Origin of the sequence: Psychrosphaera sp. 1_MG-2023 (assembly GCF_030548245.1) — a bacterium.
Lineage (GTDB): Bacteria > Pseudomonadota > Gammaproteobacteria > Enterobacterales > Alteromonadaceae > Psychrosphaera > Psychrosphaera algicola.
Genome location: NZ_JAUORW010000006.1, coordinates 59,611 through 83,062 on the forward strand (window position 1 = coordinate 59,611; position 23,452 = coordinate 83,062).

Sequence of the window (23,452 nt, forward strand, 5' to 3'; positions counted from 1 at the left end):
AATGACAATTTGGTGACATTAAGAGCTGCGTTGGAATCTTAAACCTTCGGTTTTTATTTGGCCGTTTTTAATGTCGTAGGCACCATTAGATGTAAGCAATAACCAATGAATGTTGCTAAGGTTGCCACAAAGATTAGATAAAGGTGTAACTGAACAGCGGCCTGCAATAATGCGTCAGTCGTCGCTCCAGTTTGCAACCCACCCAATACAAAAGCCCCCTCAAAGGTGCCTGTGCCAGCAAACCCATGTATCGGCAAAATGGAAGATAGGTCGGCAATAATGATACTCATCAGTGCATCAAAAGCAGGTAAACCACTGGCGAATATACAAAACAACACAAAGGCCAGCAGTTTAAGGGCCCAAATGCCCCATGTTGTAATGGAAATTAACGCGAGCTGATGTTGGTTACCACTCAGTTGTTCTAGGGCTAAAGCAACTCTTTGGCCAACTGAAAATTGCGTTTTTTTTAATGTAACGGAAATTAAAGAGAGTAAATACGGTGCTGCCCAGAACATGAGTGTAATGACCACTAAGCAAGGAATAAACATCATAGGCACTGTGACTAAACAAAGCGTCAGGACAAATATACTCAATAAAACAGCGAGATCGAGTAGCCTAAACAACAGTAAATGACTACTTGATGTGACGTAATCGATTGCAAAATGTTGTTTTATTAACAGTGGAAAGCTTGCTTCTCCTAGACGCATCGGCATCAATATGTTCCATAAATTATGGCTAGTGGTGATGTAAAAAACAGTGACCGACGCGTTGCTAGGCAGTTGTAAACTCCAACGAATTCGCCACATTCTTAATACGTAGTTGAGAATGCTCAAGGCAACTAACCCGCTAAGAGTTTGTAACGGGATATCCGCTAAACTGACAATAATTGTTCGCCAGCCAATATTTTTTTCAGTGATATATATTGTGGCAATAAAAATTAGAAAAGAGGCTAGGTAAAATAATATTTTTTTCATAACAACAGAGTTTACCTAGAGCCTTTTACATTATTGTGACAGTTTACCAGCCGTTTCTAATAACTCTTTACTAATACTTAAATCGTGTTTTTCTTAGATATTACTTAACTACAATATCGAACTAAACGTAAACATAAAGAGTCAATTACTCCCAATTGCACAAACCAATTTGTTAAGTTGCTTACAGTCATAATAAATTCATTTAATTTACCTTTTGTCGTGAAATTTATTAGGCAAAAAGTGGCAATTAAATTTGTCGAGTAAAGTAATAATGGTTATGGTGTAGAGTAACTTTGCAAAGGCTGTATTTTATTTGTGTTAGAAACTATAAAATTTGGAAATCTCTCGGCGTTAAAAAAGCTACTTATAGTGAGCCTAATAATTTTCGCCGCACTCGCTAATTACTTCCCTTTACCATTGTTTTCTGGTGCGTCACTGATCTTTGGAAACGTCATTGCGGTGGCGTTGACTATAGTATTTGGCGGCGTAATTGGAATTATCACATCCGTCGTTGCTTCCTGTGTGACTTACCTCAATTGGGGACATTTTTTGGTTGTCCCGCCATTTTTATTTGAAGTATTAGTTGTCTATTACTGCGTTCGTAAGTCTAAGTCTCCACTCACTTGGGGCGGGATTTACTGGATTACATTTGGGGCAGCGACCGTCGCATTTTTGTTTTTTAGTTTCACAGATTATCTTTACATTACTAAGGTCGCAATTGTCATCAAGTTCGTTGTAAACGGCGTCATAAACTTACTTATTGGTTTTGCGTTAGCCCATGGTTTAAGTATTTGGATAAAAGGTCGAGTATTACGACCTTTACGTTTAAGCTCGTTCATTTCTTTAAGCGTTATTTATTCGGTTACTTTTGCTGTATTTGCAAATGCTTATTTTTGGCTAAATCAAACTCAAAATGAAAAATTAAGCGAATTGCAAACACAACTCTCGTTAGAATCTGAGCATGTTGCAGCGCAGGTGAGAAGATACTTTTCCAGCGGCAAGCGTAGTTTGCAAATTTTAGCAAAAACCCATGACGACAATTCTACCGACGTACAAAACAGTCGACTGCAAATAGTCGCAGAGCAACATCCTGATTTTTTAACGATGTTAGCGACGGATAAGTTAGGCAACATTATCGCGGCTTATCCCTCCTATTTAATGGATGGTGTCGGGCAGAATACAAATGTTAGCCACAGAGATTATTTTATCGATGCAAAATTACAATCTAGGCCAGTTATTTCAGACGTATTTATCGGCACGGGTTTTGGGAACGATACGATTGTCGCTCTGTCGGTGCCAATTATCAAAAACGACAGCTTTGCTGGGATCTATGAGGCATCGTTAGATCTGTCAATTTTTGCTGACTTTGACCGTCGACGCATCGACGAAAGTCAAACAATGATTGTACTAGATGACAAAAATAAAGTGGTTTTCAGTTCCAGTCCTTTGCAACTTGAGTTGTTACAGGACATGTCTAATTCGTTAATGTTTAAGCACATTGCCGATCCAAAAAATTATTACTTCAAAGATGAACTCGGCGATTACCTTATAGTTGAGAGTTCAACCATTGAAGATACGGGTTGGCAGATTATGGTGCTATTACCTCGAAACCTCTACGAACAACATATTTCTAAGATGGCTGTTGGGTCACTTTCGATCTTAGGAATATTTATCATTGCTTTATATTTCATCATGTTAACAGTGGCTAGAAAAGTCAGTAGACCAATAATGGAATTGACCAGGACAGTGGCTAATGCCTCAGAAAACAAAAATTTTGAACAGATGAAACTTGATATTAAATCGTCTTTTATTACCGAATTTAATCAGATGATCCCAATTATTCAGCGTTTTTCAGAAACGTTAGGGGACACCTTAAATAAAGTCCGATTGGCGACACTCGAAACTCAGTCGGCGAATCAGCAGTTGGCTGTTTTGAATAAAAACTTAACAAAAATAGTCGCAGATAAAACCCATGAATTAGAAATTGCGCTCTATGAGGCGAATCACGCAAATAAGGCAAAATCAAAGTTCTTGGCCAATATGAGTCATGAAATCCGAACGCCAATGAACGGCGTATTGGGGATGTTGGAATTGCTGACGTTTACCGATCTTGATGAAGGGCAAAAACATAAAGTCGATATAGCCCAAACCAGTGCTAAAGCGCTTTTAAGTTTAATCAACGATATTTTAGATTTATCGAAACTTGATGCTGGGAAAGTCTCGTTTGAAAAAATGGATTTTGCGCTAAGCGCGCTTGTTGCAGAAGTTGCTTCTACACAAGGATATTTGTTGGAAGGTAATGGCGTTGAATTGGTTCTTGATTTTGATCAAGCTGATCCGTTATGGAGTGTCGGTGACCCAATGCGAGTTAGGCAGGTACTTACTAATTTGCTTTCAAACGCGATTAAATTTACAAGCCAAGGTGAAATCCGAATTAGTTTAAAAACTGAGGTGACAGGCCAAGTTCGAAAAGTTGAATTATCAGTATTAGATACTGGAATAGGTATCGACGACAGAAAAATTGCCTCATTATTCAATGCCTTTACTCAAGCAGATGAATCGACAACACGAAAGTACGGTGGAACTGGATTGGGATTATCCATATCTAAACAGTTGTGTGGGCTAATGGGAGGTGATCTCAAAGTGACAAGCACTGTTGGAGAGGGCAGCAACTTTGTCGCCTCTTTTGTATTCCCAGTTGGTAAAGAGAAAATCAAAGCCGCTCCGATTAAAGTTCAAAGTTCGGATATTGAACTCTCAGGGTTAAACATCCTCTTAGTTGAAGATAACAAGATTAATCAGCTCGTTGCGCAAAATCTGTTGACCAACCTTGGTTGTATTGTAACCGTTGCTAACAATGGACTTGAGGCATTAGACGCCCTAAAAGATTTACGACGTGTTGATTTGGTGCTAATGGATTGTCAAATGCCTGAAATGGATGGGCTAGAAGCAACACAAATTATTAGAATTGGTGAAGTCTGCCCAGAAAACAAAAACATTCCAATTATTGCGTTAACCGCCAATGCAATGAAAGGTGATGAAGAGAAATGTTTGGTAGCGGGCATGAACGGTTTTATCGCTAAACCAATAGATACAGAGAAATTGAAATCAACAATTCAACAGATTTTGTAGGCTATTTTTTTAATGGAGATGGTTATCTAAGCAATGCGCTTTGATAAGCAATTGCTTTAATTTATTCATAAACAATGGAGTTGAATTTGAACAAATCAATATTAATACTCGCAGCTATTTTTTCTTTTAATGCATTGTCGGCACCTGAACTGAAAGGCAGTCCCGATGAATTAAAGCGATTTCTTCATCCAAGTGAAAATATCATTACGATAACAAGAACCGCCGAAGAAGTTGTGTTTAAGGACATTGCAATTATCAGCTTAGTGGCGACAACGGAAGATGATAAATTATCTGTAGCCTTAAACAAAAATTCTAAATTAAGAGCAAAAATTTCATCGATGCTTACCAATGCCGGCATTGAATTGAAAAATATTAATAATTCTAAATTTTCAACGTCACCAGATTATGGCTGGTTTGGGGATAAACCTGACAGTTATAAAGTGAGCAACGTTATTGCCATTCGGATCAACTCAGAAAGCGCTATGGAAAGCATAGCAAAAGTGGTTGATCAAAATCGTGAAGTGACGCTGTTAAAAACAGAATACGAACATTCAAAAAAAGCAGAGTACATTGAAAAAGTAAAAGCTCAGGCTTTAGACAATGTATTGAAAGAAAAACAATTTTATTCAGAAAAACTTGGTATTAAGTTGGTCCCCATTAGCTTTAGTGACAACAATGCAAACCCTGAACACGATATAGAAGTTATCGAAGTAATGGCGTATCGACGTTCAAAAGAAAAAAGCAATTATTCGTCAGACATAAATCCCATGTCTAAAGCCTCATTTGAAGAGCTGAAATACAAAGCCAAAGTATCTGTTAGTTTTAAGGTTGAATAATCAACAGCGCAATTGTTAGCGGCGTTTATCGAATTTAATGTCTGGTTGTCGTCGACAAAACAGCTTTTGTCGCCGTTTTGTCGTGTTTAATCACCTCAAAGACTGTCATAAATAGACATCAAACAGCACAAGGGAAACGGATGAGTATTCAACAGCGTCGATTGGGAAAAGGGTGGACTCAAGAAGAACTAGCCCTTCATTCAGGTTTAAGCGCTCGGACTATTCAACGAGTCGAGAGTGGAAAAAGTGTCGGTGCGGAATCTTTAAAGTGTCTTGCTGCTGTTTTTGAAACGTCAATTACAGGCTTAATTCAGGAGCAAAAGATGGACACGACAAAAAATTCAGAAACATTGGGGTCGGTAAAACTAAACACATTTGAAAAAGAAGCCATTAGGTTTGCTAAATCAATTTTTCAAACGCCGAAAAAAGAACAAGCTGACCCATTAACTAAAATTGAACGCAAGGCGATTGATTACGGTAAAAGTTTACTAAAGAAATTTAAACAATCGTAATAGATTTAGCAAAACGATAATTAAGTGAGCCAATAGAAAATGCCGTATTTAAATAGATACGGCACTTTAGTTATTGCTTAACTTAACGCGTTTTGAACCTGTAATTATTTTTCAGCAGCTATTACCGATATTTCCACTAACAGTGCTTCGCGAGCCATATTTGCGGTTACACAAGCGCGTGCTGGTGCAAACCCAGTTGGCACCCAGTTATCCCAAACGTCGTTCATCGCCGCAAAGTCAGCCATGTCTTTGATGTAGATTGTTGCGGATAATATGTGCTCTCTATCGCTGCCAGCGTCTGCTAACAAGGTATCGACTTTATCCAACATTGTTTGTGTTTGTTCGGTGATGTCTTTGCTCGCGTCCGCACAGACTTGACCACATAGATAAATAGTCCCGTTATGTTTAACGATGCGGCTCATACGTTGTTTGGTTTCGATGCGTTCTATTGTCAAAGGAATGTCCTAGTGTTAAGAGTGTGTTGATTACGCCGATTAGAACAGAAATATACAGTGCGCCAAAATAAGGTTCAATTTGACCTTATGGCGAATGGTTATAGTAGGTAAAGAAGCCAATGCAACAATTTTGAAATGTTCTACACCGTGATAATTATTTAGGGTTTTGAAATTTCACTGGTATCCGCTTCTTGCTGAAAATAATTGACTTCTGTTGGCGTCAAATATCGCCATTGCCCCTCTGGAATATCGAGTTCTAAGTTACCCACTTTTTCCCTATGTAATGTCACCACTTTATTTCTAACAGCAGCGAACATACGCTTAACTTGATGGTATTTACCTTCAGTAATCGTGAGTAATACTTCTTGGTCCGTGATCACTTCCAAAATTGCTGGACGCGTTGGCGTGTCTAAGCCATCCAACAAAACGCCATTTTGCAGTTGCTCGATTGCCTCTACCGTAATTGGATTGCGCAACGACACTCGATATCGTTTAGGGCAGTGTGTATCCGGGGAAATAATATTAAACGACCAACGGCCGTCATCGGTAATTAATACCAAGCCTGTGGTATCTCTATCTAAGCGGCCAGCAATGTGTAAGTTGTCTTTGTCGCTAATATCGACATGGTGAAATAGCGATGGATAACGTGCGTCGACGTTTGAACTGATAAAACCTGCAGGCTTATGCAACATCAAATACCGTGAAGCTCGTGGTGTTAATAACTCACCGTCTAACGTAATCATGTTGTTTTCATGAACTTGATAGGCTTCATGTATATCAACGACGTTGTTTACGACTACTCGTCCTTCTGTAACGGCTGTTCGCGCTTCTTCGCGGGTAAGTTGGGTACTTTTACATATAAAACGGTCAAGGCGCATAGGGGGTGGTGTAATTGTTTCTAATTTAAAATTCGAAACCTAGTATACGGATAAGTAGGTTACGGGTCTTGCTCAAATAGGACTTTATCTTTAAACACTTGTAAGCCGTTTGATAAAATGATGTGATGCAAAGGGCCTTCAACAACGAGGGCCCTTATGGTTTTGGGTAATCTTATCTAGACCAATGAATATGAGTTGCTTTCCAACCTTGATCTGTTTTAACTAAAGTCATTGTTTCTAACGAAATATAATCAACGGTTTTGTCTTTGTAAGTCCCCGTTGTTTTGCTGCGTGAAAACGAATAGGCCATGTCGTTTTTGACAAAAACTTGGTGCTCTAGCTTTTTGCTATTAATAACCGCGAGGTACTTCATGTCTGACAACATGTGATGATTTGCATATTCATCAGCAGAACGTTCAACGCCCTTGCCTTCAAATATGACAATATCGTCGGCTAAAAATGCGCGTGCCGTTTTTTTATCACCACTGCGCAGGGCTTTATGAAACGAGTTTATTGCATCAGCAGCATCACTTTCCATACCGACAAACATCGGATTGCTTTTTGGAAGTGGCTCATTTCCGTGAGCTGTTGTGTTAAAAGACGCGATGCCAGATAACATCGCACCAGCTAATACAAGTGGTGAAAGTAGGGTAAGTAGAACGTTTTTCTTAATCATTATGTTGTCTCTTATTGTTATTAAATAGTGTGTTGTTGCTGTCTTCTATTTTGGTTTCTTTTTATTATTGGTAAATAAGTCGGCGGAAAAAGTTAAGCAAATAACCTTAATAATTAATCGACGCGGTTATTCCAAATTGGGGCCAGTAAATGTCGTAAATATGCTTGTTGTCACCAGTACTAATATTGCCAACGATAACTCAACCCCGATAGAGCGTTTAAGAGTAACGATATGACTTTGTTCACTTAACTGCGGAACCAATCTCAGTTTGTGCCAAGCGCCTAGCATCAACATACTGGAAACCAAAAACAATTTAAGTAATAGCAATTGACCGTAGCTGGAAGTAAATAACAGTGTAATTGAGCCAATATATTGCGTAATTAAGATGATGCCAGAGAGCAATAACAACACGATAATAACAATGGCCAGCTGTCCAAATTGCCGCATAAGGGTTTTAACTTCGGCAACTGACAATAAAATGCAGCTGTTATAAAGTGGTAACAATGAACCAACCCAGCTAGAGATTGTGACTAGGTGAATTGTTAATATTAGTTTAAGTAAAATGCCTTTTTCAGCAGTGTGGCCGGTTTTTGTAAAACTGTATGCCATTAAACATAAAGCTAAGCCTAAAAGTGTATTTTGAATCACCTTAGTCATTGGTGTTTCTTTGTATAAAAATAGAATAGCGAATATTGCCAATACAATTGCAGGAGCCCGCAACGCAACTTGGTCACCGATTGCCGAATTCCATGTAATGTCGAGCATGATAGGTTCTATCATGCCGCTCACACCATTTTCTGCCAATGCACCTGCTTCTATCGGAATATGCAACAAGGTTGCAGTTAAACCGATTAGCAGAAACGCCATCAACCTTTTGTCTAAAATTGGCATAAAAATGAGCCACATTGGTCGAGTGGTTTTATTATTGGGGTCGAGTATCCGATCTGGCATTAATATGCGCAGGATCAAGTTTCCTGCTAACGCTAATATTGCGACATAATTTGCTAATTTTAACAATAATGCCATAACGGTCCAGTAACTTATTAACATCGAATTTTCTCTAATGACTATGTTGTTTATGTGAACTTGGCATTGGTATCATTTTGTTCGACGCTGCCGGGCTTGCATGGATCATAAAATAATACGTCCCTCTCATTTTGTGGCCATCTGGGCCGAGGACAATCCAATTAACACTGTATTTTCCTTGTTTTAAGTTAGGTAGAGGCCACTCAAATGTGCGGGCGGATTTAGCAATAGGCTTAAAGTTAAAGTCGATTTGTTCATTGTCACTACTTAAAACGAGTTTGGTCACGCGTACTTCTGCGCTAAAGGTCATTGATAACTGTTCGGGACTTTTCATCAACATCGACTCTATGGCCGGTGTTGTTGAAAGCAGCGAAATGTGTGCTGATACACTTTGTGAAAGTAATAGAGCAAATGTAGCCCCCAAAATTTTTATATATTTCATACTAACCTCTTATTTTAATAGTATTTAAAACCAAAATTTTATTCCGGCTACGTATTCAGTTTGATTACTTTTGTTACCATCTAGCTCTGCATATTCAGCGGTTTGTCCGTATCTATTGGTCCACTCCACACCAATGTACGGTGCAAACTGACGGCTGAATTCGTATCGTAATCGGGCACCTATTGCGGAAGTCGATAAGCCGCTGCCGATGCGATTTTGTTCATCATTGTTACCGTAAAAGGCAATTTCAAAGCGTGGTTGTAAAACCAGTTTTTGAGTCAATAAAAGCTCGAATTCAGCCTCAATTGAAAACGCGGTATTGCCGTCTTCGCCTAAATAACCTGTCATGTCCATTTCAAACCAGTAGGGCGCTAACCCTTGAAGCCCGAATGCAAGCCATTGTCGATTATCGCCTTCACTGTTGTAGTCAAGTCGAATCCCTATTTGTGTATCCCAAAACGGAGTAAATGCATGGCCCCACAAAAAATCTGTTTGACTTTCTTCTATAAGGCCATCGGCAAATTCGCCCTCGGATTTGACTACGAACCGGTCAAATGTAGTGCCATACCAAGTTTGAATATCGAACACCCCTGAATTTGACTGTGTGTTATATTCCAGTCGGTCGCCTAAAACCGCATAAAATTTATGTTCATCGGCCAGTACAAGTTGGCGTTTTCCGGCTTGAGCATATGGTCCCTTGGTCAATGTGTAACCTGACGAATAAGCGTGTGGGTCACGTGTTTTGCTTTTGGGTATTACTGATGTTGTTGACTGTACCATCTCGCGTTCTGATTTTGAGGCGTTAGCTTGCTCGGCAAACGTCGATACGCTGGTCAACATTAAGCCTAAAAGGACGACAACCACGTCCAATTTGATAGCAGTTTTTTTAGCTATGTTAGATTGCGTAATTATTGTCTGTATCATGCGACGATAACCTCTCTAAACATACCTGCGTCCATATGAAATAATAGATGGCAGTGCCATGCCCAACGGCCAACGTCGTGTGGGGTTGTTAAAAAGCTGATTCGCTGTGCAGGTTGGACAGGAATGGTATGACGACGGACTTGCACTTCGCCTTCTTCGTTTTCTAGATCACTCCACATACCATGCAAATGCATTGGGTGTGTCATCATAGTATCGTTTTGTAAAATCACCCGTACCCGTTGGTTGTGCTTCATATGCACAGGGGTACTTTTACCAAACTCTAAACCGTCAAATGACCAGCTATAACGTTCCATATTTCCCGTGAGATGAAGTTCGATTTCAGCATCTGGTGATTGATGATCTGCAATGCCTTTAAGTGAACGTAAATCAGCGAGTGTTAAAACACGTCGTCCATGATTGCGTAGACCAATGCCGGGATCGTCTAAATTAGTCCTCGGCATATCAACGCGCATATCGACTGAAGGACCATATTCACTAGAAGCATGACGCACATCAGAACTTGCCACGGCATAAGGGTTAGGTGCCATGTTATGTGTGCCGTGATCCATAACATCTTGTTTCATGCCAGACATGCCAGCGTGATCATTGCCATGTTCCATTTTGCCCATCATGTCTGCTATCGTTAGCCATTCAACAGGGTCGAGAGTAGGAACTGGGGCATCGATATTTGGGGCGAGAGAAAGTGTACCTTTGGCATACCCAGACCGGTCCATACTCTGGGCAAAAATCGTATATGCATCGTTTTTAGGTTCAACCAATACATCGTAAGTTTCACCCGGTCCAAACCTAAATTCGTCGACAGTCACAGGTTCTACGTTTTGGCCATCGGCTTGTACCACTGTCAGTTTTAATTCTGGAATTCGAACATCAAAAAAGCTGTTACTTGAACCATTGATAAAACGAAGACGGACTTTTTCGCCTTTGTTAAACAAACCGCGCCAATTTGCCATAGGTGTACTGCCATTCATAAGGTATGTCATAGTGGCTGCCGAAAGATCAGCCAAATCCGTCGGATTCATTCGCATTTTATTCCACATAGCGCGGCGCTGAACGGCTTGACTTACACTTGAATTAGACGCGTCGTTAATAAATTCAGGCAAGGTTGGCTGGTTATAGTTGTAGGTGTCACTCTGAACTTTCAATTTCCGAAACACCGCCATTGGATCATCGTCTGTCCAATCTGAAAGTTGAACAATAAAATCTTGGTCAGATGTAATTATGTCCTTTTCACGAGGCTCAATAATAAGTGCCCCGTACATGCCGGTCATTTCTTGAAAACCGCTGTGGGAGTGATACCAATACGTACCGCTTTGTTGCAGTTTAAATTTATAAACAAATGTTTCACCTGGCATGATACCTTTGAAACTAATGCCCGGCACTCCATCCATTTGATAAGGTAAAATTATGCCATGCCAATGGATTGAGCTCGGAATCGACATTTTGTTGGTCACTTTTATTGTGACGTCGTCACCCTCAATTAGGCGTAGAGTTGGGGCTGGAATAGAGCCATTAATGGTTGTAGCCATACGTACCACACCCGTAAAGTTGACAGGTGACTCGTCTATAACCAATTCAATTACTTTTCCGCTCAGGATAGGAGCTGTGCCTGTTAAGGTGTTTGCATTTAATGCAGACGCTGCGTAAAGAGAATTTGGTAATGCCGCTAATACGCCACCTGCGACTAAACCTTGAACAAATCGTCGACGTGTTAAAGAAGCTGGTGGAAACTGGCTTTTAAATCCCATTATTTTACCCCGTTATGTCAGAATATGAATTGAGTATAGGGTGGGCACCTGTCGCAAAGATGACCCAAACATGACAAAGTTGTCATCTTTGTGTCATGTTTAAGACAGTAGTGATGCGTCATAGTGTCAATTCGAACAAAATGTTGAGGGTTATATGCGTTTATTAGTTGTCGAAGACGAAGTTAAAACCGGTGATTATCTAAAACAGGGCTTGTCTGAAGCAGGATTCCAAGTTTTATTAGCGCGCAATGGTTTAGACGGACATCACCACGTTATGACCGAAATCTTTGATGTCATCATTTTAGATGTGATGTTGCCTGACGTTTCCGGTTGGCGAATATTAGAATCGTTACGACAAGCAAATAACCAAACCCCAGTTTTATTTTTGTCCGCAAGAGACAGTGTAGATGACAGAGTAAAAGGCCTTGAGCTCGGTGCGGACGACTATTTAATTAAGCCGTTTGCGTTTTCGGAAGTATTAGCTCGCGTACGCACATTGATAAGACGTGGGAGTGTTCAACCTGTTGAAGATACTCTGAAAGTGGCAGACCTAGAAATAGACATTATTAAACGTAAAGTGATGAGAGCTGGGCAGCGATTAACCCTCAGTAATAAAGAATTTAGTTTGTTAGAATTACTCGTGCGCCGAGAGGGTGAAGTATTACCGCGCTCCCTTATTGCATCTCAAGTTTGGGACATGAATTTTGATAGCGATACTAATGTTATCGACGTCGCAATTCGTCGGCTGCGTAGAAAAGTCGACGACAATTTTTCGATAAAGCTAATACATACAATCCGAGGAATGGGTTATAAATTGGAAGTGGAAGGTTAATGAGTCCAGTTAAACAGTCTACACCAAATAATATGACCGCTCCGGATGGATTAAAGTTACATCAGCCAATGTCACTAACGACAAGGGTTGTAGTCTTTGTCGCGCTTACGATAATTGCTTGTCTTTCAGTCGTTGGAACGTTAATTAACAGCTCGATTTCGCATCATTTTTTGCAACAGGACAGTGTCGAGCTTAAGGTCATAATTCATTCGGTCGAGTCATCGTTATCGCAAAAACACCAAACCAACAAACAATTAGTTAAGTCGTTATCAAAAGCAGTAGCTGGTCACCATGGGGTTTTTTATCAAGTTAAAACACCGCAAAATCAATTACTATATAGCAATGCTGAGTTTGACATTAGCGATGAATCAGTTGAAACCGCATCTGTTTTTGAATTTACAGCTCCAACTATTGTGCAACTACAACATGGCGACGCAACATATCGAGCTATGTTAAGTGAATTTGAAAATGACGGAGTGCGCTATCGTATTACTGCTGCTATCGATATGAGTTTTCATATGCATTTTTTAACTCAATTTAAGCAGAGTTTATGGGTGATAATGCTGGGGTCAAGCCTACTTGTAATATTGGCAGCTTGGTTTGCGATATATCAGGGCTTAAATCCACTACGTGGTTTAAGTCAAAAAATGCAAAAAATTCAAACTAACAATAAAAACGTGAGGTTAGACGTAACCCAGGTCCCCATTGAATTGGTGAATATGGTTGAATCATTCAACTTAATGTTAGACCGCTTACAGGAAGAGTTTATTCGTTTATCCAACTTTTCATCAGATATTGCCCACGAACTAAGAACGCCGTTAACCAATATGGTGACTCAAACCCAAGTTGGTCTGTCACAATCCCGTGACTTAGAACAATATCGAGAACTGCTTTTCTCAAACCTAGAAGAAGTCGAAAGATTAACCAAAATGGTAAGCGACATGTTGTGGCTAGCGAAAACACAAAATGGCCTAATAAAACCAGAACCTGAGTCATTAAAGAGTTACGCAGAGATAGATGCTTTATTTGATTACTTTGATGCATTTGCAGAAGAAGCCCAAATAACTTTTATTAAACGAGGGCCTGAGGTCACTATTTTGTGCGACAAATTACAGTTTAGACAACTACTGTCCAATTTGATTTCTAATGCGATTCGCCACACACCTAAAGGCCAGCAAATTACAGTGGAAGTAGAAAAATTAAATTATGGCCAGGTGGCGATTTCGGTTATTAATCCAGGCGAGAAAATTGCGGCGGAATATTTGCCCTTTTTGTTTGACCGATTTTATCGACCTGATAAGTCACGACAAAGGCACAGTGAGGGCGTCGGGTTAGGTTTAGCGATTGCCAAAGCAATTGCTGAAACTAATGGCGGTAATATCAACGTTACGTCGACTGAACAACTAACGTGTTTCAAAGTGGTATTAAACACTGATGAGTTAAATCCTTAGAGGGCATACTCATTTGCAGCGATACAGGACGTTTTTTAAACTAAAGCGTTATGCTGGTGGGTCTATTTTATTGGCAATCGAAGTATTAACTCGAAACCAACCGGCGATAGAAAATCGGTCACGTTTGGCTTTTAGAACTTCGTGTGGAAACTCTTCACTTAAAAATACCACTACAGTACCTAAACCGGGAATAACCTTAATGCCTTCGATGTCATCGTCTGATTGATAAAGTACGAGTTCGCCGCCATCTTCGCTTTGCCATTGAGAATTCAAATAAACAACAATCGACAATACTCTATTTGCTTCTCCGCGAAACGCGTCGTAATGCTTTTTGTAAAAATCCCCAACTTGATAATGCGCAAAGTGGCTTTCAAATGAAAATAATCCCAAAAAAAGGCGTCGATTTAGAAACAATTGAAGTTGTTTTGACCATTCAAGCCATGCATTTCCCGCTTGGGTTTCTCCGGTAATCCAACAGATTTTATCTTTGCGAACAAAGTTATTTAATAAGGTATCTTGCTGACGGCCGATACTGGCTGCAGAAAATTTTTCATCTTGAATAGATTGCGCATGTGCGACTAACAGATCACATAGCTCAGGCGACAAAATATTTGGATTAATACTAAACCCTTTTTGATAAATATCTTCGGCAATTTGTGCAAACAGATCCGTATTCGACGGCGTGTCAGAAGATAGTGAGGATAATTTTATCGCTTCCAATTTAGTATTTACCTAGTTGCAGAGTTTAATATTGAGTGATCTTATATAATTTCGAACTTTTACCACAAAAAGGGTAATTCACATACGATTATTTAATTTTATCTATATTGGCTAAAGTTCTTTAAATTACCTTAAACTGGCCCTATATATTACTCAAGTTGTGGTAACTGTCGATAAGCTGTCTTAAAGGCCCTTATTAAATTAATCTTGATGGAAAATACTATGTCGATCCAAAATATGTCTGTAATAAAAGCGATGTCGATTCGATTTTTTAACTTCGAATTACACCTGATATGTTGCCGTTTGGGACTCAAATAGCGTTTGTTTGCAATCAACCACGCCAGTTTTCCATGTGGTGTGCTGGGGAGGACGTAGACAGTTTTAATCCGGAAGTGACTTCAATGGCAACAGCTAAGGAGGTTATTCAAACAGCAAAAACGTTGGTTGAAAATATCACAGTGGACGATGCCCACTTAGAGCAGGTTAAGCGCATTGCACTTGGTAAAAATATGGATATGGAGTTAGTGGGTACTTCCTATCTAAATGACTTTTTGGTCCCCAATTTATATTTCCACCTAACTACTGCGTATAATATTTTACGTTTAAACGGTGTCGATATAGGTAAAAAAGATTTCATGATCAACCTTGCTCCTCAAGTTCAACTTATCAAAGCCCCGTAATAAAATAATATAAATCACTGTTATGGCCAGCCTTATCATCCATGGAAGCCTGGTCATATTGTCGATTTTAAAGATAGATAGTCCTTAAACCTTCAATCCTTACCTTTTTGTAGATCACTCTTAGATACCTAGATGATACTTTGTTACGCTATTTTTTAAACTTAAAACATAATATGTTTAATAACATATCAACTATATTGCAATGCATAGTTAATTCAGCTTATGATGTGGCAACGTAATAATTTGTATGCTCAGTCAATAGGTCAACATAGAATGAATAACTTCACAGCATTTATCTTAATTTGCTCAACGCGCATTTTTGCAGGTGTGTTTACGAACAACATGCGTTGGTTCACCGTCTTGTCAAAATCTAAAGTAGTCTTAATTGCATTGGTAAGTAGTTTGAGTATTGCCGGTTGTGCGATGAAATCGCCTAAGCCTGTATTACCTTTTTCCGACCCTGAAAATACAGGTAAATGGGTCTTAAACACTGAGGTCAGCGACGAATTTGAATCCCCTCAACTTGATGAAGACCGTTGGTACATTGTAGGTAAATTTGAAGACGGTGTGCCCGTTTACAAACATCCAGATAAGCCAAACAAAAAGGTATGGAAAGGTCGAGCGCCTTCACAATTTTCTGGTAAAAATTATCGTCTAGAAGACGGTAAATTAATATTAGAAACTCGTTGGGAGCCGGACTTTCCATTTAGCGATAAAATTCACGTTCCTGTATTTGGTGATGCATTGCCCTACGAAAATCTAACAACGGCCTGCATTATTTCAAGGAAAGAGTTTAAATACGGTTACATCGAAATTAAAAGCAAAGCGGCAGATGCAGAAATCACTAGTGCATTTTGGGCGATGGGTGAAGGTTTAGAAATCGACTTTTTTGAGCAGTTTGGTGACCATCGTGATCAAGCTAAATTAGAGTTGGATAAAGAGTTGTGGTGGTCGGTAAGAGACTGGAGTAAAAATTCAAAGCAGCGTGGGAAGCCAACTTATACCGAACACAAAGATTTAGGGTTTCGAGTCGCAGATGAGTTCCACGTTTATGGCTTTGAGTGGGATGAAAACGGCATTAAGTATTATGTCGATGGCAAGCTTCTTTCAACGGTAACGGCGGATGACGTTCGCAAGTGGGCACTGGAAAACCGAGATACCAATCCAGGATACGATGGCTGGGTAGCGACGAAACCTATTAGTTTATGGCTAGACCAAGAAACCTTTCCTTGGCACGGTATACCAGACAGTAAAGAAGATTTAGAACTTAACAGCCCAGAAGGTAAAAAGGACGACGGCATCGTCGACTTTGAAATCGAATATGTGCGTGTTTGGCAAAAATAATTGACCCGTGTACTGATACCATTAGATAAATGTTATGGGGGTTATGCTAATTAAGCATTATCCCCATTCGTCAGTTTTTTGCAGTTAATCCGTTACACTTGTTAAGTAAATTAATTCAAAACAAGTATAAAAGTGATGACTTAGTCTGCGACGGCACGATAGCGTTTTAGGTATTTATCTAATAATTTGGCGTGCTTGTTTTGATGCCATTTCCCTAAGGATTTTGATTTTTCAACTGCAATTTTTTGTTGCTCTATAGCTGCTTTTAGTTGACCAGTTTGAGCAAGAGCTGCGGCATAATTTGAATACGCATAGGCCGAGTTTGGGTACAGCGTTATTATCTTCAGATAGGTTTGCAACGCCTTGGATTTGTCGCGAGTTAATTGCGCAGCGGCAAGTTTGTTCAACGACCCCTCGGCTGAAACCGTAAAGCCATATTTTTTGTTAGACAACTCGGCATAATAATTAACGATTGCGTCAATGCCTTGTTGTGAAATGCTTGAATCAGCGCTTAAATCATTGTGATAATCGTCAAACAGCTTTTCAATTCCGTTTAATACTGTAAGCACTGGGCGAGACATATAATAATGGGGGTCGTCACTTTTTACCTCCCAATCTAAACTCTCCGGTGCGTATTTCTCTAAGATCTCTGCTAATTCTTCAACATATTGAACGTGTGCCTGTTCATATTGGTGCTTGCCTATTGTGAGATACAAAAATAGATTTTTATTTTTTAATAAAGGTAATTTTGATTTTGCATCAGCGACAATATTTAGAAAATCATTGCTTAATGTTGGGCTCGAAATTAAGTAGGCATTAAAGAGGTTTGGCTTATTTAACATCGTATACAAACCAAAAGCCCCATTACTCATAAAGCCGCTATAAACCTTAAATCCGTTAGTCCGAAAGGTGTCATCGAGTTTCGGTAAGATGTGCTGTTCATAAAGGTCTAAAAGCGCCATATTTGTTGGTTCAGCGGCAGTGTCTTCAAACAATTTGGCGTAGCCTACGTGATATTTTGCCGGTGTGACCACTATGCTTTCTAACCATGGCCATTCAGAGTTGTGACTTAACCAGTCGTGCATCCCGCTTAAATAAGGTTGACTCCGTGGATGGAGATCAAATATGACCACGTACTTTTTGTCTAATGCGGAGTAATAACTTGCGGGCAGGGTGACATTAAAATACATGGTTTGTTGTAAAATAGGCGCGTCAATTACGAGTTTTTCAATGGGATTAAGCGTATTGATTTCTACTGCAAAAATATTAATTGAATAAACAAAAAAGAAAATTGATGCCAGTCGTTTTAACATGGTTTGCCTTTGCTTAGGTTGATTGTCCAATAGCTAAAGTAACATCATTTTCTGACAATTGTAGTGCGAGGCCAAATTTAAGCGTTTTTTGGAATTTAAGTTATTATTATATAAAGGTTTGATCAACAACAATATATTGGTCGGGGTTTACCTTGATGGGCTCCGGGAAGCCTTTACCTAAGACTCGTTTGCCATCTTTGTTTTTGCCTTCCGCATTTTTAAAACCAAGGTTTACCACAGCGTCAAAATGTGCCTTTGATGACCATACAACGGTATTAACATAATTAACTGAATCATCATTTTGACGGTTGATAGATTTATAAAACGTTGAGCTTACAAAGCCAGCTTGTTGGCGAAAATAGTCGATGTATTCATTTCTGACTTTTTCCGCTGTTTCTTCCATTCCCTTAGGCACCAAAATCGTATTAATTACGCTGATTTGTTCCATTTTTTGACCTAACTTAGTTGACTTTTAGCTTGTTCTCAATGACATGAAATGAATAGTAAATTATAAGGTTTAGCTGCTGCAACCACTCTGGTTAAGGCTTCACTAAGGTTTTGGGAGTGGCGTACCTAACTGTTCATGTCGTTCGACTTCACATTCATAAGACGCCATTTCAAATTCTCGGCACACCCAGGGACGTTTTTCATAAATCGTACACATATAGGTTTCTCGGTCTAGAGCAGAACACCAACCATCGGATAATTGCCTCATGGTTTCACCCCCCCATTGATCACGGGCAATATGTTGACTTGGCACGCCAGTATCGGTAATTAAAATCACCTCTAATTTACAACAGCAGGCCTCACAACTTGCGCAAGTAACCTCGTCGTTTGTTATATTTTTAAATTCTATCGTCATAGGCGCTATTTAAACATTGTTAAAGGGTTTGTAAAACACAATTAGTAAAACGCCTTCAAGTCTAAAGGTTGTGAATAAAGGCGTTAAACAAGGTATTGGGGACTGCCAGTTTATGTATTTTTCATAACCCTTTTTTCATCGCATTTATTTATCGCAATTTTTTCATAATGCCGGCAAATTCCAATCCGCCTTCAAGCTCTCTAAAGTCGACGTTTACCAGTTCCCAGCCATCGGCACCAAGTTTATTTAAATAAGTTTCAACATCTTCGCGTTTACGTCCTTTAAAGATACCGCCGGTTTCAACATCGCGTGTATCGATAACTTTGTATTGGTATTTTTGCATCGTTATTATTTCCATATTGAAGGTTGTTTTTTGCCGCATTTTCAGTTTTGTCTGTGTTTAATAAATGCTAGGGCAAAGTAAATAGTACTGTGTTAATCAAAAACTAGTGTAACCATAGTTGTTGTTCGAGGCGTTGCAACTCTTACTGTTAATACAGTTTTGATGCCTCGCTTCATTTTCTATAGCTTAGCGCTGTTTTAAGTTTGGGTTTTAGGTTTGGGCTTTTTATTTTAGTTATTGATTATTCTGCAGTTGATTTCGAGCGGACGCCATTCGGATCCTCTCTGCTGGAATTCTAAGTTGAGTTATCAGATAGGCCTTAAATGACGAATGATATGGCTGGTTTTCAACGGCTTTTGCCATACACAATAACCAGGCTTCACTTTCTGCTTTGCTAACATGCAAGTGTTTGTGTGCGTTTGGAATGTTAATGCTGCCAAAATGTTCGGAGTATAATTTGGGGCCACCAAGCCAACCGGATAAAAAGTACGTTAGCTTTTGTTTTGACAGTGTTAAATCTTTTGGGTGCATATCACGAATTTTCTTAGCTTCTTTTAAATTAGCCATATTGTCATAAAACTCGTCTACAAGTTGCGTAATTCCGGCGAGTTCTCCCGCACTTTTGTAAGAGTTGTCATTTACGCCATATTCACTGATGTTATTACTCATATTGTTTTGCCAACTCTCATACCTTCAGACTTGTTGCTGCTAATCCGGATGTTTTATTGAGCCATATTACAAAAGTAATTAATGATTCTACATGGCTTATTGTTTTCTTCTTTTAAAAAAAAGTATCAGAGGGAAGAAAAGGTGCACATATTTCCACTGCGTCGCTCTTACTTTTTGCAACAGCCGCTCTTGGTTTCTAAGATCATGTAACCAAAAAGGCCGCTTTGCGGCAAATCCCTAATCCTTATTTAAGATTTATATTATCGTCGAGGACGGGATGAAAGTATGTCCACAGTTCGTCTGATGTACATCCATTTACTGACGAATTCCCTTCGTCCTTGCAGTGAACACCCATCCCTTGCAACGGCGTACTTGCGGTTCACTTCGAGATATAAATCTCAACTAAGGGAATTTAGACGAAGGGAAATGTCGCCTGAAATATAGGTGCAATAACTCATAATTTCAGAACAAAAAAGGTCATTCCCTCAGCTTGTAATATGAGTCAGCCAAAGCGATATTCAGAATCTCCAACCGGATGCAGAGAATTTAATAAATATCAGCGACTCTGACTCCACTGGTCGGCATAGCTAGTTTAAATAGAGAGTGAATTGATAGCGTCAGAAATGGTAAAAAAATGAATTTTAGTCAGGCAGACTGACGATTTATTAAATTCGTGTGCACGTATTAAATGAAGTACGTCATCGGTTGACAGAACTTTGTTGTTTTTAATTAAACCAAGTTGCCCTTCAATAGGTTTAATTAAATAGCAATGGCCAACTGAGTCAATAACATAGTCATCATCACTAAAGAGCAGTTCACCGCATTCAAAATTAACGTCACGAAGTGAATTTAAATAAATAAGCTCGTCATCACCGTAAAGCTTTAACATGCAAGGCCACTTGATCATGACAGATACCGCTGAGACATAAGAATCCAATAAAATAGTTAAGAAATATAAGCTAAAATGTAGGCGAACAAACACTAGTCAAACATTGCTTGTCAGACTTTATACGACTGCTGATAACTGTATTTAGTTTAAATGTGCAGCTAAATGAGCCTATTCCTCAGCGCCTTTTATATCCGATTTCTCTGATGTATTTAAAGATGCCTTAAAATCTTCAAACTCTTGCCTTAATTTGGCGATATCACTTTTTACCGCATTCGCATAAGAAAACCCTGCCAAACCAAAAATAAATCCTAATACACCCATAGCTTCCATGTTTTTCTCCTAGATAAATATTTGTAAAACCTCATTTGGAGGCTTTTAATTATTGGCCAAAATTAGCGACGTACGAAAGTATAGTGGTAAAAAAATGTTGGCTAAGTGTTGAGGTACGAAAGCAGCCAGCCGTATTTTGCCCCTGTTTAATGGCTCATTTGAGTTTTATCTCAAACCTGTCATCGAAGTTATGCTTAATCAAAGACTCTTTAATTTGATCTATTTCTTCAACCTGAAGCTTTCTCAGGTTTATTTCGTGAGAGCTAAACCGAGCAGTAATTTTCATGACTTTATCATCAAATGAAACATATTCGAGAGTATTCATTTGCTCTTTTTCTATATCTAGCTCAAGATCTGCGAGACTAACTTTTGTACCACGTTCTTCTTCCGGCATGATAAATTCAAAAAATAATGTCCGGTGAAGGAGAAGCGTCTTTATATAACCATCTCCAATATCTAGAGCAAAGGAAATGATTAAATCCTTATCAGTCTCTTCAATATTCATGAAACTAACTATATCCATTGGTGTGCTTCCTTATTTCGATTAATCCACAAAACAACTTAAACAGGTTAGCTTTACTCTATTAAATATATTTGTATCAAATTACTTTAACCTTTGCCACTTACCCACTTTTATTTACTAGTGAGTTTTTGATTTTGCTAAGTGGCAATTAAAAGCGAACTAGACCTGTGGGGTCAGAGTCGTTGATATTTATAACTTCCTCTGCACTCGGTTGGAGATCTTAAATATCGCCATGGCTGACTTAAAAAGCTTGGGAATAGCGGGCAATTTGCGATCAGCGACTCTGACCCCACAGGTTTTTAGAAAGGATCGTCATTCCAAAATCGCTGTGGCTCGACTCATATTACAAGCTAGGGAATGACTATTTTCTGTTTGGTTGAAAAGACGGTATTTCTGTTGATTTGTCACTTAATAGCAACAGTTTTATTCTGAAATAAACAATTAGCCATTTATTTACAATTAAGCCCCTCGGAAATCTGCGTCAAATTTGTAGAACTGTTACACTCTGTTTTTACTTGCTTGTTGACTGGCATCAAGCATAAATAAACAAATTAATCTCGAGATTTTTATGGAACATAACCTACTTGCTGACAATGCGGATGATGCATTATCAATCTGCCAAAGTATTCTAAAAGGCAATTTCATTCCTGTTGACGGGATCACGGTAAAGAAACAAGCCCAGAAAATTAATATTGAAATGGCGCTCGAAACATTAACGCATTATGCCGACACTGGGCATGCAGGTTCAATTTTTGAAATCGCCGACACTTATTTTTCTGGGAAAATCACCAAAGGCCCATTCCCAAGTGTGTTGGTTATGCCTAACTTTTTATTGTCAGAGCAGTATTTCCTGTTGTTACTTAGTGCAGTGAAGGTTACTGACGACCAACATGGGTTGGCTTTATTTAGACTCGCCATGTTACGTAAATTTGCTAACGATCTCGACGGCCACGAAGAGTATCTAACGCAAAGTGCGAATGGCAGCCATTCAACTAAAGCCAATGCCACACATATATTAGCGACTTACTTTTACAACACTCAACGTTACGACGAAGCTGTTAAATTGCTGATCCCTAATAGTGCTACTCATCTTTATAGCAAAGTGCTTTTGTCGTTTTGTTATCAAAATGGCTTTGGCGTTGAGCAAAACACAGAACTCGCCACAAAGTTACAAAATGAGTTTATCGACTCCGGGAATTAATTTATGCTGGTGGGCAGCCTCGGCCCATCAGTTACTTTATGTTGCGCTTTGTTTTTGACGCTATTTAGGATAAGTGAGAAAAGCGAAGTTAAATAGATTTGTGCGCGTAATTGAATCAAAGTGTTAGCGTTCTGCTTTGTTTGTCATTGAAATTAATGAATTTGAAGCTAATGCAATATTCAAGCATTGACCGTTCGACAGTGGAAGCTCCCAACTCAAGGTATACCATTTTGTGAGGACTAATTTGACGACTTATTTGGTGTCATTAATCCTTTTAATAGCCAAATTAAAAATACCACCATTACAATTGCAAAATAATCAATTAAGTAGCCTTGCCCATTTGAAAAATCACCAAAGGGGACCGAAACTGTAATGGGAGCGATATGTGGAATAATACTTTCGCTATCAACCATACGAATGCTTTGTGAAATGAAAAACGCTACAGAAACAAAGATCGCTCGTCTACTTCTTATAAAAATACCGTATGCGCCATATGCTGGAATTAAAACATAGAGCGCCAGGCATATGAGTCGACTGGCAGTGCTTTCAAAGTCGGAAAATATCACTATCCCCAAACCAATTAAGGTGAATATTGCCAATATGGAACTTGCCACTTTGAATTTCATTTTGCCTCTAAAATAATTAGGATCAAATCGAAGGGGCCCAAATCAATG

The 23,452-nt window shown here is 39.1% G+C and carries 26 protein-coding genes; 8 read left to right on the forward strand and 18 right to left on the reverse strand.

Annotation, left to right across the window (positions count from 1 at the left end; all coding sequences use genetic code 11):
* Nucleotides 1–53 precede the first annotated feature (53 nt).
* A complete protein-coding gene (locus Q4575_RS07145) occupies nucleotides 54–974 on the reverse strand; it encodes a lysylphosphatidylglycerol synthase domain-containing protein (RefSeq protein ID WP_303521922.1) in 921 nt (306 codons plus the stop codon).
* Between the two features lie 369 nt (nucleotides 975–1,343).
* Here Q4575_RS07145 and Q4575_RS07150 point away from each other — a divergent pair, with 369 nt between their 5' ends.
* The 3 genes from Q4575_RS07150 (at nucleotide 1,344) to Q4575_RS07160 (ending at nucleotide 5,454) form a co-directional block, all read left to right on the forward strand.
* Nucleotides 1,344–4,106, forward strand: coding sequence for an ATP-binding protein (locus Q4575_RS07150; RefSeq protein WP_303521925.1), 2,763 nt, complete (start codon nucleotides 1,344–1,346; stop codon nucleotides 4,104–4,106).
* Between the two features lie 86 nt (nucleotides 4,107–4,192).
* Nucleotides 4,193–4,942, forward strand: a complete 750-nt coding sequence (locus Q4575_RS07155; RefSeq protein WP_303521926.1) for an SIMPL domain-containing protein — start codon at nucleotides 4,193–4,195, stop codon at nucleotides 4,940–4,942.
* Between the two features lie 140 nt (nucleotides 4,943–5,082).
* Nucleotides 5,083–5,454, forward strand: a complete 372-nt coding sequence (locus tag Q4575_RS07160) for a helix-turn-helix domain-containing protein (RefSeq protein ID WP_303521928.1) — start codon at nucleotides 5,083–5,085, stop codon at nucleotides 5,452–5,454.
* Nucleotides 5,455–5,558: 104 nt separating this feature from the next.
* On the opposite strand, the gene Q4575_RS07165 is transcribed toward Q4575_RS07160, so the two are convergent.
* From Q4575_RS07165 to Q4575_RS07195, 7 genes are all read right to left on the reverse strand, one after another.
* Nucleotides 5,559–5,909, reverse strand: a complete 351-nt coding sequence (locus Q4575_RS07165; RefSeq protein ID WP_272180560.1) for a RidA family protein — start codon at nucleotides 5,907–5,909, stop codon at nucleotides 5,559–5,561.
* A gap of 158 nt (nucleotides 5,910–6,067) precedes the next feature.
* Complete coding sequence (locus tag Q4575_RS07170; protein ID WP_303521932.1) at nucleotides 6,068–6,787, reverse strand: pseudouridine synthase; 720 nt, start codon at nucleotides 6,785–6,787, stop codon at nucleotides 6,068–6,070.
* Between the two features lie 172 nt (nucleotides 6,788–6,959).
* Entirely contained in the window at nucleotides 6,960–7,463 is a 504-nt protein-coding gene (locus Q4575_RS07175) for a nuclear transport factor 2 family protein (protein WP_303521934.1), read from the reverse strand.
* Nucleotides 7,464–7,589: 126 nt separating this feature from the next.
* Entirely contained in the window at nucleotides 7,590–8,513 is a 924-nt protein-coding gene (locus tag Q4575_RS07180; RefSeq protein WP_303521936.1) for a copper resistance D family protein, read from the reverse strand.
* Between the two features lie 10 nt (nucleotides 8,514–8,523).
* The gene (locus Q4575_RS07185; RefSeq protein WP_303521938.1) at nucleotides 8,524–8,931 is read right to left on the reverse strand and encodes a copper resistance CopC family protein; all 408 of its coding nucleotides are present in this window, start codon (nucleotides 8,929–8,931) and stop codon (nucleotides 8,524–8,526) included.
* A 24-nt stretch (nucleotides 8,932–8,955) separates the two neighbouring features.
* Nucleotides 8,956–9,855, reverse strand: coding sequence for a copper resistance protein B (locus Q4575_RS07190; protein WP_303521940.1), 900 nt, complete (start codon nucleotides 9,853–9,855; stop codon nucleotides 8,956–8,958).
* Entirely contained in the window at nucleotides 9,852–11,621 is a 1,770-nt protein-coding gene (locus Q4575_RS07195; protein WP_303521942.1) for a copper resistance system multicopper oxidase, read from the reverse strand. Before Q4575_RS07195 ends, Q4575_RS07190 begins: the two co-directional genes overlap by 4 nt.
* A gap of 154 nt (nucleotides 11,622–11,775) precedes the next feature.
* Here Q4575_RS07195 and Q4575_RS07200 point away from each other — a divergent pair, with 154 nt between their 5' ends.
* Together Q4575_RS07200 and Q4575_RS07205 are read left to right on the forward strand one after the other, a co-directional pair.
* Nucleotides 11,776–12,453, forward strand: coding sequence for a heavy metal response regulator transcription factor (locus tag Q4575_RS07200; RefSeq protein ID WP_303521944.1), 678 nt, complete (start codon nucleotides 11,776–11,778; stop codon nucleotides 12,451–12,453).
* Nucleotides 12,453–13,904, forward strand: a complete 1,452-nt coding sequence (locus tag Q4575_RS07205; RefSeq protein WP_303521946.1) for a heavy metal sensor histidine kinase — start codon at nucleotides 12,453–12,455, stop codon at nucleotides 13,902–13,904. The genes Q4575_RS07200 and Q4575_RS07205 overlap by 1 nt, the downstream gene beginning before the upstream one ends.
* A 48-nt stretch (nucleotides 13,905–13,952) precedes the next feature.
* Here the strand turns inward: Q4575_RS07205 and Q4575_RS07210 are convergent, their stop codons facing one another.
* Nucleotides 13,953–14,624 (reverse strand): 2OG-Fe(II) oxygenase, encoded by a 672-nt coding sequence (locus Q4575_RS07210; RefSeq protein WP_303521948.1) that lies wholly within the window; start codon nucleotides 14,622–14,624, stop codon nucleotides 13,953–13,955.
* A 281-nt stretch (nucleotides 14,625–14,905) separates the two neighbouring features.
* On the opposite strand from Q4575_RS07210, the gene Q4575_RS07215 reads away from it, so the two are divergent.
* Entirely contained in the window at nucleotides 14,906–15,304 is a 399-nt protein-coding gene (locus tag Q4575_RS07215) for a DUF1993 family protein (protein ID WP_303522202.1), read from the forward strand.
* Between the two features lie 273 nt (nucleotides 15,305–15,577).
* Entirely contained in the window at nucleotides 15,578–16,648 is a 1,071-nt protein-coding gene (locus Q4575_RS07220; RefSeq protein WP_252736582.1) for a family 16 glycosylhydrolase, read from the forward strand.
* A 140-nt stretch (nucleotides 16,649–16,788) separates the two neighbouring features.
* Here the strand turns inward: Q4575_RS07220 and Q4575_RS07225 are convergent, their stop codons facing one another.
* The 8 genes from Q4575_RS07225 to Q4575_RS07260 form a co-directional block, all read right to left on the reverse strand.
* The gene (locus tag Q4575_RS07225; RefSeq protein WP_303521950.1) at nucleotides 16,789–17,961 is read right to left on the reverse strand and encodes a tetratricopeptide repeat protein; all 1,173 of its coding nucleotides are present in this window, start codon (nucleotides 17,959–17,961) and stop codon (nucleotides 16,789–16,791) included.
* Nucleotides 17,962–18,067: 106 nt separating this feature from the next.
* Nucleotides 18,068–18,409, reverse strand: a complete 342-nt coding sequence (locus Q4575_RS07230; RefSeq protein WP_303521951.1) for an antibiotic biosynthesis monooxygenase — start codon at nucleotides 18,407–18,409, stop codon at nucleotides 18,068–18,070.
* Nucleotides 18,410–18,511: 102 nt separating this feature from the next.
* On the reverse strand, nucleotides 18,512–18,823 hold the full coding sequence (locus Q4575_RS07235) for a YkgJ family cysteine cluster protein (protein WP_215963892.1): 312 nt from the start codon (nucleotides 18,821–18,823) through the stop codon (nucleotides 18,512–18,514).
* Between the two features lie 148 nt (nucleotides 18,824–18,971).
* On the reverse strand, nucleotides 18,972–19,166 hold the full coding sequence (locus Q4575_RS07240) for a DUF4177 domain-containing protein (RefSeq protein WP_215963891.1): 195 nt from the start codon (nucleotides 19,164–19,166) through the stop codon (nucleotides 18,972–18,974).
* A gap of 234 nt (nucleotides 19,167–19,400) precedes the next feature.
* Nucleotides 19,401–19,835, reverse strand: coding sequence for a group II truncated hemoglobin (locus Q4575_RS07245; RefSeq protein WP_303521956.1), 435 nt, complete (start codon nucleotides 19,833–19,835; stop codon nucleotides 19,401–19,403).
* A 592-nt stretch (nucleotides 19,836–20,427) separates the two neighbouring features.
* Nucleotides 20,428–20,742 (reverse strand): DUF4144 domain-containing protein, encoded by a 315-nt coding sequence (locus Q4575_RS07250; RefSeq protein ID WP_303521958.1) that lies wholly within the window; start codon nucleotides 20,740–20,742, stop codon nucleotides 20,428–20,430.
* A gap of 150 nt (nucleotides 20,743–20,892) precedes the next feature.
* Nucleotides 20,893–21,054: a hypothetical protein gene (locus Q4575_RS07255; protein WP_272180545.1), complete on the reverse strand. Its 162-nt coding sequence runs from the start codon at nucleotides 21,052–21,054 to the stop codon at nucleotides 20,893–20,895.
* A 154-nt stretch (nucleotides 21,055–21,208) separates the two neighbouring features.
* The gene (locus Q4575_RS07260; RefSeq protein WP_272180544.1) at nucleotides 21,209–21,577 is read right to left on the reverse strand and encodes a hypothetical protein; all 369 of its coding nucleotides are present in this window, start codon (nucleotides 21,575–21,577) and stop codon (nucleotides 21,209–21,211) included.
* Nucleotides 21,578–22,145: 568 nt separating this feature from the next.
* On the opposite strand from Q4575_RS07260, the gene Q4575_RS07265 reads away from it, so the two are divergent.
* The gene (locus Q4575_RS07265; RefSeq protein ID WP_303521961.1) at nucleotides 22,146–22,778 is read left to right on the forward strand and encodes a hypothetical protein; all 633 of its coding nucleotides are present in this window, start codon (nucleotides 22,146–22,148) and stop codon (nucleotides 22,776–22,778) included.
* A gap of 239 nt (nucleotides 22,779–23,017) precedes the next feature.
* Here the strand turns inward: Q4575_RS07265 and Q4575_RS07270 are convergent, their stop codons facing one another.
* Complete coding sequence (locus Q4575_RS07270) at nucleotides 23,018–23,404, reverse strand: hypothetical protein (protein ID WP_303521963.1); 387 nt, start codon at nucleotides 23,402–23,404, stop codon at nucleotides 23,018–23,020.
* Nucleotides 23,405–23,452: the final 48 nt, after the last annotated feature.

Excerpts from the sequence above, each read along its gene's own strand:
- Q4575_RS07145 (WP_303521922.1), bottom strand. The coding sequence starts at position 974 with ATGAAAAAAATATTATTTTACCTAGCCTCTTTTCTAATTTTTATTGCC.
- Q4575_RS07160 (WP_303521928.1), top strand. The coding sequence starts at position 5,083 with ATGAGTATTCAACAGCGTCGATTGGGAAAAGGGTGGACTCAAGAAGAA.
- Q4575_RS07170 (WP_303521932.1), bottom strand. The coding sequence starts at position 6,787 with ATGCGCCTTGACCGTTTTATATGTAAAAGTACCCAACTTACCCGCGAA.
- Q4575_RS07175 (WP_303521934.1), bottom strand. The coding sequence starts at position 7,463 with ATGATTAAGAAAAACGTTCTACTTACCCTACTTTCACCACTTGTATTA.
- Q4575_RS07180 (WP_303521936.1), bottom strand. The coding sequence starts at position 8,513 with ATGTTAATAAGTTACTGGACCGTTATGGCATTATTGTTAAAATTAGCA.
- Q4575_RS07185 (WP_303521938.1), bottom strand. The coding sequence starts at position 8,931 with ATGAAATATATAAAAATTTTGGGGGCTACATTTGCTCTATTACTTTCA.
- Q4575_RS07190 (WP_303521940.1), bottom strand. The coding sequence starts at position 9,855 with ATGATACAGACAATAATTACGCAATCTAACATAGCTAAAAAAACTGCT.
- Q4575_RS07195 (WP_303521942.1), bottom strand. The coding sequence starts at position 11,621 with ATGGGATTTAAAAGCCAGTTTCCACCAGCTTCTTTAACACGTCGACGA.
- Q4575_RS07200 (WP_303521944.1), top strand. The coding sequence starts at position 11,776 with ATGCGTTTATTAGTTGTCGAAGACGAAGTTAAAACCGGTGATTATCTA.
- Q4575_RS07205 (WP_303521946.1), top strand. The coding sequence starts at position 12,453 with ATGAGTCCAGTTAAACAGTCTACACCAAATAATATGACCGCTCCGGAT.
- Q4575_RS07220 (WP_252736582.1), top strand. The coding sequence starts at position 15,578 with ATGAATAACTTCACAGCATTTATCTTAATTTGCTCAACGCGCATTTTT.
- Q4575_RS07225 (WP_303521950.1), bottom strand. The coding sequence starts at position 17,961 with ATGTTAAAACGACTGGCATCAATTTTCTTTTTTGTTTATTCAATTAAT.
- Q4575_RS07230 (WP_303521951.1), bottom strand. The coding sequence starts at position 18,409 with ATGGAACAAATCAGCGTAATTAATACGATTTTGGTGCCTAAGGGAATG.
- Q4575_RS07235 (WP_215963892.1), bottom strand. The coding sequence starts at position 18,823 with ATGACGATAGAATTTAAAAATATAACAAACGACGAGGTTACTTGCGCA.
- Q4575_RS07240 (WP_215963891.1), bottom strand. The coding sequence starts at position 19,166 with ATGCAAAAATACCAATACAAAGTTATCGATACACGCGATGTTGAAACC.
- Q4575_RS07245 (WP_303521956.1), bottom strand. The coding sequence starts at position 19,835 with ATGAGTAATAACATCAGTGAATATGGCGTAAATGACAACTCTTACAAA.
- Q4575_RS07250 (WP_303521958.1), bottom strand. The coding sequence starts at position 20,742 with ATGATCAAGTGGCCTTGCATGTTAAAGCTTTACGGTGATGACGAGCTT.
- Q4575_RS07255 (WP_272180545.1), bottom strand. The coding sequence starts at position 21,054 with ATGGAAGCTATGGGTGTATTAGGATTTATTTTTGGTTTGGCAGGGTTT.
- Q4575_RS07260 (WP_272180544.1), bottom strand. The coding sequence starts at position 21,577 with ATGGATATAGTTAGTTTCATGAATATTGAAGAGACTGATAAGGATTTA.
- Q4575_RS07265 (WP_303521961.1), top strand. The coding sequence starts at position 22,146 with ATGGAACATAACCTACTTGCTGACAATGCGGATGATGCATTATCAATC.
- Q4575_RS07270 (WP_303521963.1), bottom strand. The coding sequence starts at position 23,404 with ATGAAATTCAAAGTGGCAAGTTCCATATTGGCAATATTCACCTTAATT.